Source organism: Amycolatopsis sp. CA-211722 (genome assembly GCF_056828465.1).
The window spans coordinates 3356554-3375968 of the sequence record NZ_CP184752.1 but is presented as its reverse complement, the minus strand read 5'-3'; the positions used below and the strand labels follow the sequence as shown (position 1 = coordinate 3375968).

At 68.6% G+C, this 19415-nt stretch carries 21 protein-coding genes; 8 read left to right on the top strand and 13 right to left on the bottom strand.

Annotated features, from left to right (window positions below; translation table 11 throughout):
- Window positions 1–291: 291 nt before the first annotated feature.
- Both ACOCEP_RS16735 and ACOCEP_RS16730 read left to right on the top strand, forming a co-directional pair.
- On the top strand, window positions 292–1887 hold the full coding sequence (locus ACOCEP_RS16735) for a DEAD/DEAH box helicase (RefSeq protein ID WP_482338247.1): 1596 nt from the start codon (window positions 292–294) through the stop codon (window positions 1885–1887).
- Window positions 1888–1922: 35 nt separating this feature from the next.
- On the top strand, window positions 1923–3317 hold the full coding sequence (locus ACOCEP_RS16730; RefSeq protein WP_482338246.1) for an Rv3212 family protein: 1395 nt from the start codon (window positions 1923–1925) through the stop codon (window positions 3315–3317).
- 42 nt (window positions 3318–3359) lie between these two features.
- Here ACOCEP_RS16730 and ACOCEP_RS16725 read toward each other — a convergent pair whose 3' ends face one another.
- The 7 genes from ACOCEP_RS16725 to ACOCEP_RS16695 form a co-directional block, all read right to left on the bottom strand.
- On the bottom strand, window positions 3360–4064 hold the full coding sequence (locus ACOCEP_RS16725; protein WP_482338244.1) for a hypothetical protein: 705 nt from the start codon (window positions 4062–4064) through the stop codon (window positions 3360–3362).
- Window positions 4065–4179: 115 nt separating this feature from the next.
- On the bottom strand, window positions 4180–4515 hold the full coding sequence (locus ACOCEP_RS16720) for a hypothetical protein (protein WP_482338240.1): 336 nt from the start codon (window positions 4513–4515) through the stop codon (window positions 4180–4182).
- 34 nt (window positions 4516–4549) lie between these two features.
- Window positions 4550–5410: a RecB family exonuclease gene (locus ACOCEP_RS16715; protein WP_410651995.1), complete on the bottom strand. Its 861-nt coding sequence runs from the start codon at window positions 5408–5410 to the stop codon at window positions 4550–4552.
- A 273-nt stretch (window positions 5411–5683) separates the two neighbouring features.
- Window positions 5684–6313, bottom strand: a complete 630-nt coding sequence (locus ACOCEP_RS16710; RefSeq protein ID WP_016331481.1) for a MarC family protein — start codon at window positions 6311–6313, stop codon at window positions 5684–5686.
- On the bottom strand, window positions 6310–7173 hold the full coding sequence (locus ACOCEP_RS16705) for a PHP domain-containing protein (RefSeq protein WP_482338238.1): 864 nt from the start codon (window positions 7171–7173) through the stop codon (window positions 6310–6312). Before ACOCEP_RS16705 ends, ACOCEP_RS16710 begins: the two co-directional genes overlap by 4 nt.
- Window positions 7174–7224: 51 nt before the next feature.
- Window positions 7225–7785 (bottom strand): PH domain-containing protein, encoded by a 561-nt coding sequence (locus ACOCEP_RS16700; RefSeq protein WP_034313292.1) that lies wholly within the window; start codon window positions 7783–7785, stop codon window positions 7225–7227.
- A gap of 24 nt (window positions 7786–7809) precedes the next feature.
- A complete protein-coding gene (locus ACOCEP_RS16695) occupies window positions 7810–7971 on the bottom strand; it encodes a hypothetical protein (RefSeq protein ID WP_005167589.1) in 162 nt (53 codons plus the stop codon).
- Between the two features lie 186 nt (window positions 7972–8157).
- Between ACOCEP_RS16695 and ACOCEP_RS16690 the strand changes: the two genes are divergently transcribed.
- Complete coding sequence (locus ACOCEP_RS16690; RefSeq protein WP_482338237.1) at window positions 8158–8571, top strand: NUDIX hydrolase; 414 nt, start codon at window positions 8158–8160, stop codon at window positions 8569–8571.
- Between the two features lie 129 nt (window positions 8572–8700).
- On the opposite strand, the gene ACOCEP_RS16685 is transcribed toward ACOCEP_RS16690, so the two are convergent.
- A complete protein-coding gene (locus ACOCEP_RS16685; protein ID WP_482338236.1) occupies window positions 8701–9804 on the bottom strand; it encodes a DUF2332 domain-containing protein in 1104 nt (367 codons plus the stop codon).
- A gap of 33 nt (window positions 9805–9837) precedes the next feature.
- A complete protein-coding gene (locus ACOCEP_RS16680; protein WP_482338234.1) occupies window positions 9838–10416 on the bottom strand; it encodes a MaoC family dehydratase in 579 nt (192 codons plus the stop codon).
- 249 nt (window positions 10417–10665) lie between these two features.
- Here ACOCEP_RS16680 and corA point away from each other — a divergent pair, with 249 nt between their 5' ends.
- The 3 genes from corA (at window position 10666) to ACOCEP_RS16665 (ending at window position 13415) form a co-directional block, all read left to right on the top strand.
- Window positions 10666–11754, top strand: coding sequence for a magnesium/cobalt transporter CorA (corA, locus tag ACOCEP_RS16675; RefSeq protein ID WP_340684437.1), 1089 nt, complete (start codon window positions 10666–10668; stop codon window positions 11752–11754).
- 177 nt (window positions 11755–11931) lie between these two features.
- Window positions 11932–12579 carry a metallophosphoesterase family protein gene (locus tag ACOCEP_RS16670; protein WP_482338232.1) on the top strand — a complete coding sequence of 216 codons (648 nt, stop codon included), beginning with the start codon at window positions 11932–11934 and terminating at the stop codon, window positions 12577–12579.
- A complete protein-coding gene (locus ACOCEP_RS16665) occupies window positions 12576–13415 on the top strand; it encodes a ParB N-terminal domain-containing protein (RefSeq protein WP_037332111.1) in 840 nt (279 codons plus the stop codon). Before ACOCEP_RS16670 ends, ACOCEP_RS16665 begins: the two co-directional genes overlap by 4 nt.
- 200 nt (window positions 13416–13615) lie before the next feature.
- On the opposite strand, the gene ACOCEP_RS16660 is transcribed toward ACOCEP_RS16665, so the two are convergent.
- Window positions 13616–15139, bottom strand: a complete 1524-nt coding sequence (locus ACOCEP_RS16660) for an MFS transporter (RefSeq protein WP_482338231.1) — start codon at window positions 15137–15139, stop codon at window positions 13616–13618.
- A gap of 122 nt (window positions 15140–15261) precedes the next feature.
- Here ACOCEP_RS16660 and ACOCEP_RS16655 point away from each other — a divergent pair, with 122 nt between their 5' ends.
- Entirely contained in the window at window positions 15262–15939 is a 678-nt protein-coding gene (locus ACOCEP_RS16655; protein WP_482338229.1) for a TetR/AcrR family transcriptional regulator, read from the top strand.
- Between the two features lie 66 nt (window positions 15940–16005).
- Here the strand turns inward: ACOCEP_RS16655 and ACOCEP_RS16650 are convergent, their stop codons facing one another.
- Window positions 16006–16929: a hypothetical protein gene (locus ACOCEP_RS16650; RefSeq protein ID WP_482338227.1), complete on the bottom strand. Its 924-nt coding sequence runs from the start codon at window positions 16927–16929 to the stop codon at window positions 16006–16008.
- 199 nt (window positions 16930–17128) lie between these two features.
- On the opposite strand from ACOCEP_RS16650, the gene ACOCEP_RS16645 reads away from it, so the two are divergent.
- Window positions 17129–17329 carry a PspC domain-containing protein gene (locus ACOCEP_RS16645; RefSeq protein ID WP_034313416.1) on the top strand — a complete coding sequence of 67 codons (201 nt, stop codon included), beginning with the start codon at window positions 17129–17131 and terminating at the stop codon, window positions 17327–17329.
- 6 nt (window positions 17330–17335) lie between these two features.
- Here the strand turns inward: ACOCEP_RS16645 and ACOCEP_RS16640 are convergent, their stop codons facing one another.
- The gene (locus ACOCEP_RS16640) at window positions 17336–18097 is read right to left on the bottom strand and encodes an NPP1 family protein (protein ID WP_482338225.1); all 762 of its coding nucleotides are present in this window, start codon (window positions 18095–18097) and stop codon (window positions 17336–17338) included.
- A gap of 136 nt (window positions 18098–18233) precedes the next feature.
- A complete protein-coding gene (locus ACOCEP_RS16635; protein ID WP_482338224.1) occupies window positions 18234–19412 on the bottom strand; it encodes an ABC transporter ATP-binding protein in 1179 nt (392 codons plus the stop codon).
- Window positions 19413–19415: the final 3 nt, after the last annotated feature.

Sequence of the window (19415 nt, the reverse complement as noted above, 5' to 3'; positions counted from 1 at the left end):
GCCCCGGTCAGCACAAGAACGATGTGCGTGCACGCCATCCTGCGGCATTCCCACGAAGGGCCGCTCCAGCGCCAGTAGCGCGGAGCCCGAGCGAAATTTCGTGGTCGAGTGTCGATCTGGTGACCAGGGCAGTGCGCGCTGGTCACGAGAGAGGCGAGCACCCTGACCACGAACGAAACCACAACCGAAGAGCACACCACCACCGGCGTCCCGGAGGCCGTTGCGCTGGAGCACAGCGAGACAGGCCCGGCTGCGCTGGACACGTCGCACCCGCTGCAGGCGGGCGCCCCGGTGGAGCCCGAATCCCCCACCTTCGCCTCCTTCGGCGTCAAGCCGGAGATCGTGAAGGCCCTCGGCGAGGCCGGCATCGAGCGCACCTTCGCCATCCAGGCGCTGACGCTGCCGCTGGCCATGGCCGGCGACGACCTGATCGGTCAGGCCCGCACCGGCATGGGCAAGACGCTGGGCTTCGGCGTCCCGCTGCTGCACCGTGTCGAGGTCCCCGGCGACGGCACCCCGCAGGTGCTGGTCGTCGTGCCGACCCGTGAGCTGTGCATCCAGGTCGCCAACGACCTCAAGGGCGCGGGCAAGCACCTCGGCATCCGCACGCTGGCCATCTACGGCGGCCGCCCGTACGAGCCGCAGATCGAGGCGCTCCGCAAGGGTGTCGACGTCGTCATCGGCACGCCGGGCCGTCTGCTGGACCTGGCCGAGCAGCAGCACCTGGTGCTCGGCAAGATCCGCGGCCTGGTGCTGGACGAGGCCGACGAGATGCTCGACCTGGGCTTCCTGCCCGACATCGAGCGCATCCTGCGGATGGTTCCGGACGCGCGCCAGACGATGCTGTTCTCGGCGACCATGCCGGGGCCGATCATCACGCTGGCCCGCACGTTCCTGAACCAGCCGACGCATATCCGCGCCGAGGAGAACGACGCCGGCGCCATCCACGAGCGCACCACCCAGTTCGTCTACCGGGCGCACTCGATGGACAAGCCCGAGCTGATCGCCCGCGCGCTGCAGGCCGAAGGCCGCGGCCTGACGATGATCTTCACCCGCACCAAGCGCACCGCGCAGAAGGTCGCCGACGAGCTCGTCGAGCGCGGCTTCGCGGCCGCCGCCGTGCACGGTGACCTGGGCCAGGGCGCCCGCGAGCAGGCGCTGCGCGCGTTCCGCTCCGGCAAGGTCGACGTGCTGGTCGCCACCGACGTCGCCGCCCGCGGTATCGACATCGACGACGTCACGCACGTGATCAACTACCAGACGCCCGAGGACGAGAAGACCTACGTCCACCGCATCGGCCGCACCGGCCGCGCGGGACGCACCGGCGTCGCGATCACCCTCGTCGACTGGGACGAAGAGCCGCGCTGGAAGCTGATCTCCGACACCCTCGGCCTCGACAAGCCCGAGCCGGTCGAGACGTACTCGTCGTCGAAGCACCTGTTCAGCGACCTCGGCATCCCGGAGGGCACCACCGGGCGCCTCCCGCTGTCGAAGCGGACCCGCGCCGGTCTTTCGGCCGAAGCCGAGGAAGACCTGGGCGGCAAGCGCCGCGGCCGTGGTCGCGCGGCCAGTGACGAAGAGGCTCCTCGCAAGCGGAATCGCGCGCCGCGCAAGCGGACTCGCGGTGGCGCCGACGCGGCCGCCAAGATCGAGGCGGCGGACGCCGCCGCGGCTTCGGCGGCAGGCGCCGAGGGCGAGGCCACCGAGACCTCGTCGGAGGGCCGCACGCGGACCCGTCGTCGCAGCCGCGGCGCCGCGAAGCCGAGCCCGGAGGTCAGCGGCCCGGCGGTCGAGAAGGAGGCCGGCGACAGCGCCGAGCGTCCGGCTCGCCGACGCCGCCGTCGCCGTCCCTCGGCGACTTCTGATACACCTGCGTCGGCAGACTGAGCTTTCATCCTGCGGACATGGGGAGCTAGGGGCACGTGAGCGAACGCTGGGACGCCGCGCCGGACGACCAACCGGCGCGGCCCGTGCCCGCCGATCCCGAGCAGCCGGACGGCAGCGAGCCGGAGACGGCCGAGAACGCGATCGGTACCGAGGACGTGCTGGACGCCGATCCCGCTCAGCCGGTGGCCACCCAGCCACCGCTGGGCGGGAAACGCGCCAGGCCCTCGCCCTGGAACCGCAAACGGGATCGCGTGATCGCCGCGGCGATCGTGGTGGTCGTCGCGGTCACCGGCGTCGTCATCGGCGTGACCAGCGACAACGCGGCGACGGTCGCCCAGGTCGCCACCACCCTGCCGCCCGGGCTCCCGCCCGCGCCGGCACAGGTTCCCGGCTCCCTCGGTGAGCTGTGGCAGGCACCGAGTTCGGCGACGCCGGTCCCGATCGGCGAAGCCAACAGCGTCGTCACCGCCGACAAAGGCGAAGTCCTCGGCCGGGACCCGTACACCGGCGAGGTCCGGTGGCGCTACTCGCGCGATCTCGAACTGTGCACCGTCGCGCTCGCCGGGATCAAGGTGGACGCGGTGTACCGCAAGGACACCGGTTGCAGCGAGGTCACCCAGCTCGACGCGGGTACCGGGCGCCGCACGGCGCAACGCAACGGAGACGCCGAGCTCGGCACGAGGCTTGTCGTCGACGGATCGCATGTCACCACGACCGGCAAGAAGCTGCTGAACACCTGGCGCGACGACCTGGTCAAGAGCATGGAGTACGGCCAGGTCCCCGCCATCGTGAACCCGAACAAGCAGCCGAGGACAGGCTGCACGTACGGCACGGTGGCCGCCGCGGCGGGCAAGATCGGCGTGATCGAGCGCTGCCCCGGCGACCCGGCCGACCGCTTCACCGTCTACCGCGCGACCAACGACGAGGCCGACGACCCGAAGGTCGACTACAGCACCGTGCTCGCCGGGAAGAACGCGAAGGTGGTCGCGATGTCCGGCGATCTCGCGCTGATCGTGCTGCCCGAGCAGAAACTGCTGGTCATCTACGGCGGTGACGGCCTGCAGAAGTCGGCGTACCCGCTCGACCTGCCCGAGGCGGAAATCTCGCCGGATCCGGTGGGTGGCGTCATGACGACCTCGTGGACCGCGCAGGGCGTCTACTGGTTCACCGGTTCGAAGACCATGGCGTTCTCGCGGGACGACCTCACGCCGCGCTGGACGCTGAACAACTCCACCGGCCCGGGGGTGACCTTCGGGGAACAGCTGGTCGTGCCGATCCAGGGCGGGCTCGCCGTACTCGACGAGACGACCGGCGCCACGATCCGCACCGTCGGCGTCGACCGTCGCGGCTACACCGGCCCGGTGTCGCTTTCCTCGGTCGGGCCGGTGCTGCTGGAGCAGCGCGGCCCCACCCTCGTCGCCCTCAAATGACCGGCGGGCGGTAGCAAAGGTCCCTTGCTCCCGCCGCGGCCGTCAGCGCGTCGTCGAAGTCCGGGAAGTACGCAGCCGGCTGACTTCCTTCCAGCACCACTTGCCCCCTTCGCTGACGAGCGTTCCGGTGGCGGTGCCCGGCCGCCCCGCGACGGTCAGCGTGACGGCGACCGTGGCCTTGGTCTCGGAGACCTTCGTGACCGGGCCGAGCGAAGCGTCCGAGGCCTCGTTGACCCGCTCGATGATCTGGTCGATGTCCTTTTCGGCGCTCCCGCACTTCAGCTCCGTCAACGCGGCCCTGTCATGGGCGTTGATGCCGTCGATGATCGCCTGCGCGGTTCCTTCCGGGCCGGACGTCTTCTCGGCCTTGTCGTCGCCGAGGAAGAACCCGGGAGCGACGAACCCGGTGATACCCAGCGTCAGCACCACCACGGCCGCGGCGGCGATGCCCACGATCAGGCCGGTCTTGTTGTTCTTCGGGGGCGCGGGTGGCCCGCCGAAGCCCTGCCCGTACTGCTGACCGTAGCCGGGGTATTGCTGCTGGGGATACTGCTGCTGCGGGTACGCGCCGCTCTGGTCGTAACCGCCCTGCGGGTACTGCTGCTGCCCCGGGTACTGCTGCTGTTGGCCTGGGTACGGCTGCTGGCCCGACTGCTGGTCCGGATACGGCTGGCCCGGCTGCTGCCCTGGATACTGCTGCCCGCCATGACCTTGGTCGGGCTGTCCTGGCTGGGGTGGGTAGGTCATCAACAGGCCCTTCGTCCTCGCTGCGGGGCAGCGTGTTCGTCCACGACCTGCCCAGTGAGCCATATTTTCGCCGGGACGGCGCGCCTTTTCCGGTCAATGACACCTTCCTGCCGTGTCAGCTCCACCAGAACAGGCTCAGCGCGGCCGTCACGCTCACCACGACCACGAGACCGGCGCCGCCCGCGGTGCGGCCGTTACGCGAGTCGGCGACTCGTTGGGCCAGCAGAGCGACGACCGCGGCGACCGGGTGGCCGATCAGCATCAGCGGCCCCGGCCCCGGCGCGCCGGTGAACAGGCAGATCGAGGCGATCGCGACGACGCACACCGCCAGCACGGCCATCCCGGCCGCGAGCGATCCGGTCAGCCCGCGCCAGAACCGGCCGCTTCCGGGCTTCACGGGCTCGTCCGCGGGCGGAACGGTCGCGAGCTCTTCGGTGTCCGGTGACGACACGTCCTCGCCTGTCCAATCGTCGGGTTTCGAGAAACTAGGGCGCCAACAGCTCCCACGGCTGAGCCGCGGGCCCGGCCTCCTGGCCTGCCGCGCAACTGGGCCGGAAATCGCACCATGAGCAACGACGGCCCGGGCGCGCCGGGAACAACACGTCCTCGTCGCCGCCGGCGTCCAGGGTATCCGCCGCCAGCCGCAGATCTCCGGCGGTCTCGTCGGCGCGTTGGAGATGCCTCTTCAGGCTCTCTTCGGTGTGCTCGGCGGCCGCGATGGTCCCGGTGGGCACGTGGTGGAGCTCGACCTGGTAACACGGCGTCCGCAGCGTCCTGGCGGCCGCGACCGCGTACAGCGCCAAGGCCTGCGAGGACCGCGCCTCGTACTCGTCCGGCTCACGGCGGCCGGTCTTGTAGTCGATGATCACCAGTTCCCGGCCGCGCTGGTCGATCCGGTCCGCGCGGCCTTCGATGATGAGGCTGGGCCCGCTGCCCGGCTCGAGCGTGACCGGCGCCGAAACCCAGCGCTCGAGCCCGACGGGATCGACGCTGACGTCGTTGTGCTCGACGTACTCCGCGACCCAGGCCTTGGCCCTGGCGCGATACCGGGCGGCCTGGTCGGCGTCTTCGAACCCGGCGTCCTTCCAGTGTTCGGCGACGAGCGCCATCGCCCGCTGCGGCACACGCTTGATCACCGGAAGGTCGAACAACGCCCGCAAAGCGTTGTGCACCACCGCACCCAGCGTGCTGTGCGCCCAGGCGCCGGTGCGTACCGGAGACGGGCGGTCGAGATACGCCATGCGGTAGCGGCGCGGGCAATCTTCGAACGTCGCGAGGCGCGCGGGCGAGACCTTCGTCAGCTTGCGCGGCGCTTCGACGCCGAAGTCGAAACCAATCTGCTCCATCGGATCACCCCGCGCGCAACGCTACGCACCCCCACCGACACTTTTCGAGGGGATCCCCAGGAAGGGAGCAAGGGACCTTTGCTATCGCCCGCCAGGCGGCAGTCCGTGAAGGTCGCCTTGAGGGACCCAGAGTCCGTGAAGGCCTCCTTCACTACCTTCAGGGTAGGCAAGGGGGCCTTCACGGCGCCCGCGCGCAATGAAAGTGTCTTTCCTTGCGAATTTTGCAAGGAAAGACACTTTCATGGCATCGGCCGGGCGAGCCCACGGTCGGCGTCACGTCCCCGAGATGAAGCCCTTCACCGAGTTCGCCACCAGCTCGACCGCGATCGCGGCGAGCAGCAGACCGGCGATCTTCGCCAGCAGCGTGATCCCGCTTTCCTTGATCAGCCGGATGACCACGCCCGAGTACCGCATGCACAGGTACAGCACGAAGTGCACCGTCACGATCGAAAGCGCGAGAGCCACGTACGCGCCGACGTGCCCATCGGCCTGCCGCACGAAGACGATGGTCGCGGCGATCGCGCCCGGACCGGCGAGCAGCGGTGTCCCGAGTGGCACGAGGGCGACGTTGACGTCGTCGCCCGCCGCCTCGGCTTCGCCGCCGGTCTTGCCGGTCAGCAATTGCAGCGCGATGAGCAGCAGCAACAGCCCGCCCGCGCCCTGCAGCGCCGGGATCCCGATCCCGAGATACGACAGGATCGCTTGTCCCGCGACGGCGAACAGCGAGATCACCAGCAAGGAGACCAGCACCGCCTGCCGCGCGGCCTTGGCGCGGAACGCCACCGATTTGCGGCCGGTCAGGCTCAGGAACACCGGCACCGTGCCGGGCGGGTCCATGATGACGATCAGCGTGATCGTCGCGCTCATGAACAGGCGCGCGTCGAAGAAGTCCGTGATCGTCATCGTGTCACGACCTGGTAGCCGGTCGACCGCGCGACGAGTTCTTCGAGCGCGAGCGGGTCGGTGGTCTCGTCGCCGAGATCGATGGTCTTGTTCGTGCCGTGGTAGTCGCTCGAACCGGTGCGCACCAGCCCCAGCTCCCCCGCCAGCCCGTGCAGCTGGACGCGGGTCTCCTCGTCGTGGTTCGGGTGGTCGACCTCGACACCGGTGAGCCCGTGCGCGGCCAGCCCGGCGAGCACGTCGACGGTGATGGTCGCGCCGCGCGTGTAGGCGAAGGGGTGCGCGATGACGGTGACGCCACCCGCCGCCTCGATCATGTCGATCGCGTCCTCCACGAGCGTGTCCTGCCGCGCCACGAAGTAGCCGCTGCCGTTGCCGAGATAGCTCGCGAAGGCCTCGTTCACCGACGAGACGACGCCCGCCCGCACCAGGGCCTGCGCGAGATGCGGCCGCCCGGCCGAACCGTCCTCCGGCAGCAGCGACATGACCTCGTCGGGATCGACCGGAAGACCGTCGGCGGCCATCCGCTCGGCCATCACGCGCAGCCGCCACCGCCGCTCCGACCGCAGCCGGGTCTGCTCGGCGACGACCGACGGCGACGCCGGATCGAAGAGGTACGCGAGCAGGTGGACGCTGATGTGCCGCCCGGTCACCGGATCGACGGAGATCGTGGACAGCTCGGCGCCGGGGACCAGCGTGAGCCCCGGCGGAAGTGCCTCGGCGGCCGGGGCCCAGCCGGCCGTGGTGTCGTGATCGGTGATCGCGACTACGTCGAGGCCCGCCTTCGCGGCGGCGGCGACCAGCCCGGCAGGGCTGTCGGTGCCGTCGGAGGCGGTGGAGTGGGCGTGCAGGTCGATGCGCATCGCCGCTCAGTATCGACGATGCTCCAGGTCACAGCGACCCCGGGACCTGCGCTAACCGACCTTCTTCTTGCCGCGCGCCGCACGCTGCGCCTTGATCATCGAAAAGCGCTCGGCCTGCTTTTGCTTGTCGCCGAAGACGAGCTCGGAAATCGTGTCGTAGAACTCTTCCGGCTTCGGCAGGTAGTCGATGCGGTTCAGCGCCTGGATCTGACCGGCGGACTCGACCACCATGGTCCCGTACCCCATCATCCGGCCCCACGCCGAACGCTCGTAGGTGAGGTCGGTGACCTTGGTGATCGGCATCATCAGCACTTTCGTGGTGAAGACACCGGTGGTCATGACGAACCGCTTGTCCGTGACCACCAGGCGCTCGACCCACCACTCCATCACCACGTACGCGAAGCGCAGGATGATGAGCAACGCGGCATACCAGAGGATGTTCTGGATGACCCACGCGGCGGGCGGCAACAGGTAGGAGACCAGGACGCAGACGGCCAGCAACGCGGCCGTCTCGAAGGTTTCCCACAACAGCACAGCCCAGTGCCGGCGGATCCGGATGACCCGCCGCTCGGTGTCGAGGAGATACTCGTCTGGATCGCGTGGGGCGAACATACCGATAGAGTATCCGCTCCCCCGCTAGCTGAAGACGTTGCTGACGAAGGTGATCACCGATTCGGCCGAGTCACGCAGGAAGCCGATGATGTTTCCCACGAGGCCCGCGGCCTGACCTGGCTGCGCGATCACGAAGAACAGCACCAACGCGATTCCTGCGAAAGTGAGGAGCTTTTTCGCGTTCACAGCGATCAATCCTGTCTCTTACGGTGACTGACTGCGGATACTGACCATTCATTTTGTACCGCACCTTCCACCGGCGCGGGAGGGAAGTCCCGCGCTTGGGTCAGCCGGCGAGGGGAAGTGTACCGTACGGCTACTCTCCGTGTACAGGACAGCCATTGTCAGGAAGCCCGCGTCTACCATTCGGGAATGAACACCGTTTCGGACAGCACCGTCCGCTGCGTAGGCGGCATCGTCCACGACGAACTGGGGCGAATTCTGCTGATCCGGCGCGCGAATGAACCCGGACGTGGACTCTGGTCGGTCCCCGGCGGGCGCGTCGAACCAGGCGAATCGGACGAAGCGGCCGTGATCCGGGAGATGCGCGAAGAGACCGGGCTCGACGTGATGCCGGGCACACTCGTCGGCAACGTCCACCGTGGCCCGTATGACATCCACGACTACGCCTGCGCGGTCACCGGCGGCACTCTCCGTGCCGGGGACGACGCCACCGACGCCCGGTGGATCGACGCCGGAACCTTGATCGAACTCGACGAAGGCGGCCACTTGGCCGAACTCCTCTTCGTCACTCTCCGCGATTGGGGAGTGCTGCCGACCGGCTAGTTCCCGCCGGCTTGACACCCGCTGTGCCCGATTCGGCGAAAGTCGCCGGGATAAAGCAGCACAAGAGGTGAAAAGCGGCCTTCCCTACGCATTGCCGGCATCCGCGGAGAGCCGAATGGGTAAACGTGGCTAAACGGGCAGCCAGGTCATCCGCTGCCCGTGCGGGGCCGTCCGGGCCAGCGCTCGCACGTCCGGGACGCCGGAGTCCCAGCGCACGAGCCCGAGCACGGCCTGGTCCACCGGTTCGGCCAGCTCGGTCCTGCCGGGCACCAGGGCCTCCAGAGCGGCGGCGTAGAACTCCTCGCTGACCCACCACAGCGGCCGGTCCGCGGCGAGCTTCTTGAGCGCCTCGATGAAGTCCGCCCGCCGCTCCCCCAGATAGGCCAGCACGTGACTGGTCAAGACCACGAGCGGCGCGTCGGCGGGCAGCGTGGCCGCCGCGGCGGCCAGATCGTCGACGGCGTCGCCCTCGATCAGCTCCGGCCGCTGCTTGGCCTGAGCCGCCGCGGCCGTGCGCAGGAGCCTGATCCGGTCCGGCTGGTCGGCCCAGACGCACGCTTCGAGCCAGGCCAGTTCGTCCTCGTCGGCCAGGTCCACCGGCGCGCGGTCGAGGCCGGCGCGGGCGGTGATCGTCAGCTTCTTCGGCACCTTCGGCGTGACGGCACCGGGCGCGAGGTCCAGCGCGCAGTGCAGGCCGACCGCGGTCTTCGCCGGCCCGGCGGTGAGCTGTTCGCCGCCGTCGCACTGGTAGCGGTAGGCGTATTTGTCCATGCCCAGCAGCAGCCCCGCGCTGCAGCCGACCTCGAGCAGCGCGATCTTGCCGCCCGCCTCCTTCGCGGCCGTCGTCATCGCGGGGTAGAGCAGCGCGGCCCGGCGGACCTCGTTGGTCTGCGTGTACCGCGAGGAGATGATCGCCCTGGCCTTGTCCGCCCGTTCCAGCAGGAACGAGCGGAACAGCGGCCACGTTTCCGAGTCCACGCCGTCGAAACCGCCGACGGACGGGTAGTACCGCGAGAGCGGGTGGATGGGGTCGGCCTGGATGAGCCGGTGCGCCGTCGCCAGGAGCAGCGTTCCGCGCGCTTCACCGCCACGCGCGTCGGTCAGGAGCCCGGCGACGTCGTCGTCCTCGGCCGCCTTCACCGCCAGGTGCTCGTACAGCGGCGAAACACCGGCCGCCTCGACCGTCGCGAACTTCCGCAGACGGCTCTTGATCTCATCCAGCCCGATGGGCATCGACGCGCTCCCTCTTCCCGTTCGTGACACCCATTATTCGTGCGGGACGGGACGGCCGGGCTGTTCACCGCCCCGGCTGTCACCGTAAGACCGCTTCGGCACCATCACCTTGCGACGGAAGACACACACGATCGTGCCGTCCTGCTTGTAGCCGCGGGTCTCGACGTAGACGACGCCCCGGTCGTCCTTCGACTTCGACGGCGTCTTGTCCAGCACCTCGGTCTCGCCGTAGATCGTGTCACCGTGGAAGGTCGGCTTCACGTGCTTCAGCGATTCGACCTCGAGGTTCGCGATCGCCTTGCCGGACACGTCGGGCACGGACATCCCCAGCAGCAGCGAGTAGATGTAGTTGCCGACCACGACGTTCTTGCCGAAGTCGGTGGTCTCCTCCGCGTAGTGCGCGTCGAGGTGCAGCGGATGGTGGTTCATGGTGATGAGACAGAACAGGTGGTCGTCGTACTCGGTGACCGTTTTGCCCGGCCAGTGCTTGTAGACCGCACCGACCTCGAACTCTTCGTAATAGCGACCGAACTGCACCCATTCCTCCTGCACGAGTAACGCGGCGTGAGCCTGGAACGACAGGCCTTCATGTTGAGGAGTACCATCGACCATTGGTGTCGGGCCGTCAACGCGACCCACACCACTGCGTAACCGTCCGCCGAGCCGAGGAGGTGAGGAACCCGATGTCCAGTGGCGATAGTCCGCTTCCTAGTAGTCGCAGCGTTTCCGCCTTCACATCTCGCCGGATCCCCACCTGGCAGGGCTGACGAAACCGGGAACGCTGGCCTAGCCGAGCGGCTCCCCGACCGCTTGGCCCGTCGTCTTCGCGCATCAACGCACGACGTCTGCCCAGGAGATCCCATGCCTGCCATTCCCTCGCTCGGCGGCCTTCGCGGCCGGAGCAACGGCCGCGCCAAGAGCGTCCCCGAACGCCCGCTGCCCGTCCCCCTTTCGGCGTACGTCGTCGATTGCGCGGTGTACGTGGAGGGCAAGCGCCTGCCCGGCCGCTGGACGCACGCCGAGGCCATCAAAGAGGTGCGCAAGCGGCACGCCGGGTTCGTCTGGATCGGCCTGCACGAGCCCGACGCGGTCCAGATCCAGGGCATCGCGGACACGTTCGGCCTGCACGAGCTGGCCGTCGAGGACGCGCTCGAAGCACACCAGCGGCCGAAGCTGGAGCGCTACGACGACACGCTGTTCATGGTGCTGAAGACCGTCCGGTACGTCGAGCACGAGTCGCCCGCGACGGCGAACGAGATCGTCGAGACCGGCGAGCTGATGGCGTTCCTCGGCCGCGACTTCGTGATCACCGTGCGGCACGGGAACCACTCGGGGCTCGCCCGGCTGCGCCGCGAACTCGACCAGGACCCGGAGCGGCTCGACCTCGGGCCGTCCGCCGTGCTGCACGCGATCGCGGACCACGTCGTCGACCACTACCTCGACGTCACCACCGCCATCGAGGCGGACATCGACGAGATGGAGACGCACGTCTTCGCGCCACGGTCCAAGGTGAGCGCCGAGCAGATCTACTTCATGAAGCGCGAGGTGCTGGAGCTGCGGCGCGCGGTCATGCCGCTGGGCACCCCGCTGCAGCGCCTCGCCGAGGGGTACACGCGGCTGATCCCGGACGAGGTCCGCTCGTACTTCCGTGACGTCTCCGACCACCTGACGACCGTGGCGGAGCGGGTCGCGAACTTCGACGAACTGCTGACCACCCTGGTCGACGCGACACTGGCGAAGATCACGCTCCAGCAGAACACCGACATGCGCAAGATCACCGCGTGGGCGGCGATCATCGCGGTCCCCACGGCGCTGGCCGGTATCTACGGGATGAACTTCGACTACATGCCGGAGCTGCACTGGCGCTTCGGCTACCCGGTGGCGATGACGGTCATCTTCGGCGTCTGCATCCTGCTCTACCGAATATTCAGGAAGAACCGCTGGCTCTGACCTCTTCCCGCTTTCGGTAGTACCTGGAGTTCCCCATGCCAAGGATCCTGACCAACCTCAAGTTCTGGGCGCTGGCGTTCTGCGTCGTCTGGCTCGGCATCGTCGTCGCGATCATCGCCAAGGACCCCGCGTTCGCGCACGGCCCGAAGTAGCGCCGCCGGCATTACCCTGGAGCGCGTGAAAGCGCTGGTGGTCGCGGACGAGGTCGAGGAGCGGCTGTGGACGTCCGCCGTCCGCAACCACCCGGCCGACCTCGTGATCGGCGCCGGCGACCTGCCGTACGACTATCTCGAGTTCCTGGCGGGCGCGCTCGACGTGCCGTGTGTCTTCGTTCCCGGCAACCACGACCCCGATCTGTCCGGCTACACGCGCTACGGCGGACTGTCCATGAAGGACGGTTTCCCGACCGTGTGGCCCGGGCCGGCGGGCGGGGTGAACGCGGACGGCCGGGTCGTCGACGTCGGCGGGCTCCGGTTCGCCGGGCTCGGCGGTTCGGTGCGCTACAACGACGGCCCGAACCAGTGGACCCAACGCCAGCAGGCGCGGCGTGCCCGGCGGCTCGTGCGCCGGGCCCGGCTCCGCCGCTGGCGGGACGGACGAGGCGTCGACGTCCTGCTCACGCACGCGCCACCGCGGCACTGCGGCGACCGCGAGGATCCGCCGCACCGCGGGTTCGACTGTCTCCATCGCACGATCGAGTTGTTGCGCCCGAAGTGGTTGCTGCACGGGCATATCCACCCGCACGGTGAACCCGTGCCGGACCGGGTGGTCGGTCCGACCACGGTCCGCAACGTGGTCGGGCACCGGATCATGGAGTTCTCATGAAGGACACGGGCTTTCCCCGCGCGGACGCGGAGCACGACTTCCTCCGCGCGCGACGGCGTCAGGTGCTGTCCCGGCTGGCGAACTGGCTGCGCCGCGAACCCGACGACGTCAACATCATGCTGCCGTTCCACGAGGTGGTCGACGCGCTCGGCTATCTCGGCGAACGCAAGATCGGGGCGCGGGTGATCCGGCTCGATTCGATCGTCGGCAGCGTCGACCGCGGCCGCGACTTCGACCGGCGCTTCCGCCCGACGTCCGGGCGCGTCCGGGAACGCTGGGAGCGGCTGGCACTGGCCACCCGGCGCGGTGAGTCGATTCCGCCGATCGAGGTGTACCGCGTCGGCGAACTGCATTTCATCATCGACGGGCACCACCGCGTTTCGGTGGCGCACGCGATGCGACTGTCCACAATAGAGGCGATGGTCACCGAGGTGCGGACCAAACTGGACCCGAGCGGGATCCGGTACCGCGGCGACCTGATCGTCAAGGACTACCGGCGGCTGTTCCTCGAACGCGTCCCGCTTTCGGGGCACGCGCGGGCTTCGGTGGTGTTCACGGATCCGTGGGACTACGCGCGGCTCGGCGAGCACGTGGAGGCTTGGGGTTTCCGGCTGATGCAGGACGAAGGCGCGTACTCGGACCGCGCGACGCTCGCGCAGCGCTGGTTCGACGAGGAGTTCGTGCCGGTGGTGGCGATGCTGCGGCAGGCGGACCTGATCGGCGCGCGGACGGACGCCGAGGCGTATCTGTGGGTGGCTTGCGAACGGTACCGGTTGATCAGGACGCACCGGTGGGACGACGAGGTCTTCGAGGCCGTGCGGTCACAGTCCCGCTGATGGTCCCTTCAAGTGTCATGAAAGGGTCGTTCAGGACGCTTCTTGTCCTGAACGACCCTTTCATGACATCCGGCGGCGGGCGAAAGACGCCCTCCCCGCAGGCCATGCGGGGAAAGTCCCCTTCAGCCCCCTCCGCGTGCTAGGAACGGTCCTTTCCTTGCAAAATTCGCAAGGAAAGGACCGTTCCTAGCGTTCGCGACCTACATGTGCACGGCGACCGGTGCACCCTCCGAAGCGCCTTCGGAAGCCTTCGCCGGAGCACCCGACCGCAGCAGCAGCCCGCAGATCACCGCCCCGATGACGAAGATCCACCCGCCCCACACGAACGCGGTCGTGTAACTGTGCACAGCCGCTTCCGCCGCCAGCTGCGCCGAAGGCACCTTCCCCGCCGTGAACGACGTCGCCGCGTTACCGGCCAGGGTGCTCAGCAGCGCGGTCCCGATCGAGCCGCCGACCTGCTGCGCGGTGTTGACCGCCGCCGACGCGACACCGGCGTCGTGCGTGTCGACGCCGAAGGTCGCGACGCTCATCGCGGGCGCCATGGCGAGGCCGATGCCGACGCCCATGACCATCAGCGGGAACAGCACCCCGCCGGCGTACGTGCTGGTGGTGTCGATGGCCGAGAGCCAGAACAGGCCCGCGCCGGCGATCAGCATTCCCAGTGACACCAACGGTTTCGCACCGAACCTCGGCAGCAGCACGGCCGTCGCCGACGTCGCGCTCGCCATCAGGGTCGCCACCATCGGCAGGAACGCGACCCCGCTCTGCACCGGCGTGAACCCGAGGTTCAGCTGGATGTAGAAGGTGAGGAACAGGAAGATCGAGAACATCCCGATGGCGAGCAGGAACATCGCGAGGTACGACCCGCCGCGGTCGCGGTCGAGCAGCACCCGCAGTGGCAGCAGCGGATGCGAGACCCGCTGCTGGATCACCACGAACGCGGCCAGCAGGACCACGCCGGCGGCGAGGAAACCCCAGACCGACACCGAGGACCACGAGTCACGCTCGGCGTTCGCGAAACCGTAGACGAGCGCGAAGAGACCGGCCGACGCGGTGATCGTGCCCGGGATGTCGAGCTTCGGGCGCGGACCGTCGGTCTCGGAGTTCTTCAGCAGGACGGCGGAACCGGCGAACGCGATCACCGCGAAAATGATGTTGACGTACATCGACCAGCGCCAGTCGAGGTACTCGGTCAGCACGCCGCCGAGCAGCAGGCCGATCGCCGCGCCGCCACCGCCGATCGCGCCGAAGACGCCGAACGCCTTGCCGCGTTCCTTCGGGTCGGTGAACGTCGTGGTCAGCAGCGAAAGGGCGGCCGGTGCGAGAAGCGCGCCGAAGACACCCTGTGCGGCGCGGGCGACGAGCAGCATTTCGATGCTGGTCGCGGCGCCGCCGATCGCGGACACGATGGCGAAGCCCGCGAGCCCGACGAGGAAGGCGCGTTTGCGGCCGAAGAGGTCCGCGAGCCGCCCGCCCAGCAGGAGCAGGCTGCCGAACGCGAGCGCGTAGGCGGTGACGACCCACTGGCGCGCGTCGTTCGAGAAGCCGAGGTCCTGCTGCGCCGACGGGAGCGCGATGTTCACGACGGTGGCGTCCAGCACCACCATCAGCTGGGCGAGGCCGATCATCACCAGGATCAGCCATCTCCTGGCGTGGTGCGGATTGGTGTGCTGCGCGGCCGCGTCCCCCGGCGGCGTGGCGACAGCGGTGGATGAATCAGACATACGGGCGGTTTCCTCACCGATAGTGACGAAGAAGCTATGTGGAGTAGGTATCTCCCCTTTCTGAGCCCAAGGTACACAAGAAGTGGAGAAGTGTCCTCTACTTCGTTTGTTAAGCTGGACGGATGGCTCGGGAACTCGCTCCCGCCGCACCGGCGCGGCCGCTGCGGCGCGATGCTGAACTCAATCGGCAGCGCATCATCGCGGCGGCGCACACCGTCTTCGGTGAGCGCGGGCTCGAAGCGACCCTCGACGACGTCGCACATCACGCGGGCGTCGGCGTCGGCACCGTCTATCGCCGTTTCCCGAGCAAGGAACACCTGGTCGAGGCCATGTTCGTCGACCAGTTCGAGACGATCCGCGAGTTCGCCGAAGAAGCGCTTCGCGCCGAAGACCCTTGGGAAGGATTCGCGGGCTTCACGTGGCGCGCGGCCGAACTGCACGCCGGTGACCGCGGGTTACGCGAAGTCATGCTGTCGAACGTCTTCGGCCAGGAGCGCGTCGCCGAAGCGAAATCCCGCATGGTGCCGTTGATCACAGAGCTCGTCGAACGGGCTCAGGCGGCAGGCGTCCTCCGCGCCGATTTCATGCCGACGGACATACCGCTCCTGCACCAGATGCTCGGCTCGGTCATCGAGTTCACGCACGGTATCCAGCCGGACCTGTGGCGCCGGTGCCTCGCGATGCTGCTGGACGGCCTGCGCGCCGAACCCGGCCGCGCCACCCCGCTGCCGCATCCGCCCCTGGACGTCGAGGCCCTGGACGAGGCGATGTGCTCGTTCCGCCTGCCCCGGCTGCGCTAGCCCGCGTTCAGTCCTCTGGATGCGGTCCTTGCGCGTGCAACTACCGCATCTAGAGGACGAAACGCGTCAGGGGAGCTTCGGGAACACCGCGGCGGCGACTTCCCGCGCCGCCGCGCAGGTGGCCTCTTCCGGTGCCCCGTCGACGCCCACCACCGAGAGCATCGCCTGCTCGACCCGGTCCGGGGTGCCTGGGATCGGCCGGTGCGTGGTCACCTGGCAGAACGCGCCGGACGTCGCCACCTGCACCTGCCGCCCGCCGAGCGCCTCCGTCGCGCCCGGCGTGGTGTCCGCGCCCACCGAGAGCGTGAAACCGACCTTGCCGCGGATGCAGCTGTGCCCGGACAGCGCCGGGGCCGGTTTGGTCTCCGGGCCGGCGGCGGCGTCGAGCTCGTGCTGGTCGAGCGGCGCGCACGGGGCGACGCGGCCCCACGAACGCTGGTCCAGGTTCAGCCGCCCGACCTTGCGCGTGCCGATCACCCCGGCCGCGCCGTCGACCGTCGCGTCGGCGATCCGGCAGCGGTCGGCCTGATCGGCGGGTGCCGTGTCGTCGGAGGTCACCACGATGGACAGCCTGATCCCGTCGGCGAAGGTGAGCAACCGGGTGCAGGCGGTGTCCTCGTTGAACGTCGACCGCTGGACGCTGACGCCTTCCGGCAACGGCCCGGCGTATTCGTACGGCTGATTGTTCGGATCCTGCCCGGAAGTGATCGGGCCGGTGGTCACGGTGTAGCGATTGGCGCCCTCGACGAATTCGAGACGGCAGTCTTCGAAAGAGGTCAACGGCGGTTTGACCGCGTTTCCGCCGCCGATCACTTTTCGCTGGTCGACGAGGCTGCAGTAATCGAGCGACGAGTATTCCCCGAGCGCCTCGGAAGCGGTCAAGGCCTCCTCACCCGCCGTGGTCGACGGCGTCACCGCCGGTTCCGGAGTGGAACAGGCCGAGACGAGGAACAAACCGCAGATCACCGCGCTGAGTGTCTTCGAGGGCACCGGAGCAGTATCGTCAAAAGATCGCGGAACACCAGCCCCTACGGGCGAAGAACACAGGGTCCGCCACGTTTTCCCAGGTGACCGCCTCACCGCGATTTCACGCCCTTAGGGGTGCGTTTCGTTCCGCGGTGGGATGCGGCGGGGCCGGCACGAGACGAGAATGGGTTTCACACACCGTGACGATCGAGAGGGAAGAACCGTGACGAACCCCGTAGCCGCCCGCCTGACCCGACCGCGCCAGGGCCGCATGATCGGCGGCGTCTGCGCCGGTCTCGCCAAACGCTTCGGCACCACGCCGGGCAAGGTCCGCCTGCTCGCCGTGCTGTCCTGCCTGCTGCCCGGTCCGCAGTTCATCGTCTATCTCGTGCTGTGGCTCGCCCTGCCCGAGAGCGAGTACTGATCCTCCTCAGACGTTGGGATCGAAGGGGATGCCCGCCGGTTTGGCCTTCCCCAGGTTGTATTCGAAGGAGCCGTCCTTGATGGCCAGGCTCGCGCTGCCGAAATCGGCGCGGACGAGCGTGTCCCGGACACCGGGCGGGAACCCGTCCCAGCTGACGAGGTCCGGGTACTGCCAGGCGTTGTAGTGGTTCTCCGGCGGTTCGGTCGCGCTCGCGATGCGGAAGCAGTGCGTGCTCGCGCCGTCCTTGTGATAGACGATCTTCGGGTGCGTCCCCTCCCAGGCGACCTTGGAGCGGTCGTAGGTGGAGTAGTTGCCGTGCGCGGACGTCGAGACGTACCGGGCCTGGCCCTCGTTGACCCAGACGACGACGTGTTCGATGTCGTGTCGGTGCCCGCAGCAGTCGATGCCCGGGACGGCCTGGTCCTTTTCGAAGTACAGGTCGTAGAGGTGGGCGCACCAGCCGTTGTTGCACTTCGAGCGGGCGTAGGAGTTGGTGTTGTCGAGGTCCGACCGGTCGCGGCACTGACCGTTGAGGGCTCCGGAGTTCTTGAGCCCGGTGGCCACCACGCCGGCCGGCGAGATCGCGGGCGTCGGGTAGCAGCCGTCGGTGTCGTAGTCGAACGCCGGCTGCCAGGTGCGGTCGGCTTCGGTCGCGTTCGACGGCAATGCCGGTGGGGGTTCGGCCCAGGCGACGGCCGGCGCGAGCGTGGTGATGAGGACCGCTCCGGCCAGGCCCTGCAGGAGTCGGCGGGTCAGCTTCTTCGGCAAGGCAGGCGCCCTTCTCTCGGTACCCGGAGGATTCCCGATCACCCCAGGTGAGGTAAACCGCCGAAGGTGGGGAAGCGCGTGAAGGCCCCCTTCCCGCGGCTGAGCCGAGGGAAGGGGGCCTTCACGCGCTACAGGACTAGTCGGTGTAGGTCAGGTTCTTGCCGCTGGCCCCGTCGAACAGCTTGATCTTGTCCGCGTCGAACCACAGCTCGACATCCTGGTTCTCCGCCGCGGAAGACGCCGCCGAGAGACGGGCCACGATCTGCGACTCGGCACCCGGAACGTCCGAGGAACCACTGTCGGCGGCGAGATCCGCGAGGTCGGACGACGACGCGGCCTCACCTTCGACGGAGAAGTGCGCGAACTTCTCCGAACCCATCGATTCGAGGACGTCGACGTGGGCGGTGAACGTCGCGCCCTGGCGAGCGGCGGCGTCGACCAGCGCGGCGTCTTCGAAATGCTCCGGCCGGATACCGACGATGACCTCACGCGGCGCGTCGGCGGCTTCGACCAGCTGCCGCACCCGGTCGGTGAGCGGGATGTCGCCCAGCGCGCTGCGGGCCTTCCCGTTCTCCAGCGTCGCGGGCACGAAGTTCATCGACGGGCTGCCGATGAACCCGGCCACGAACAGGTTCGCCGGGTTGTCGTAGAGGAACTGCGGCGAGCCGATCTGCTGGACGTAACCGGCCCGGAGCACGACGACCCGGTCGCCGAGGGTCATCGCCTCGGTCTGGTCGTGCGTGACGTAGAGCGTCGTCGTGCCCAGCTGTTTCTGGATCTTCGACACCGACGTCCGCATCTGGCCGCGGAGCTTCGCGTCCAAGTTGGACAGTGGCTCGTCCATCAGGAACGCCTTGGGGTTGCGGACGATCGCGCGTCCCATCGCGACGCGCTGCCGCTGACCACCGGAGAGGTTCGCCGGTTTGCGGTCCAGGTGCCCGGTCAGATCGAGGATCTGCGCCGCCTCCTCGACCTTCGCCCGCACCGTCCGGTCGTCGACCTTCGCCAGCCGCAACGGGAACGCCATGTTCTCCCGCACGCTCATGTGCGGGTACAGCGCGTAGGACTGGAACACCATCGCGATGTCGCGGTCCTTCGGCGCCTTCTCGTTGACGCGCTGGCCGTCGATGCGCAGCTCGCCGGAGGAGATGTCCTCCAGTCCCGCGACCATGTTCAGCGTCGTGGACTTCCCGCAGCCGGACGGGCCGACCAGGATGATGAACTCACCGTCGGCGATCGTGATGTCCACTTCGGACACCGCGAGGGCGCCGTCGGGGTACTTCTTGGACACTTTTTCGAGAACGATTTCAGCCATGGG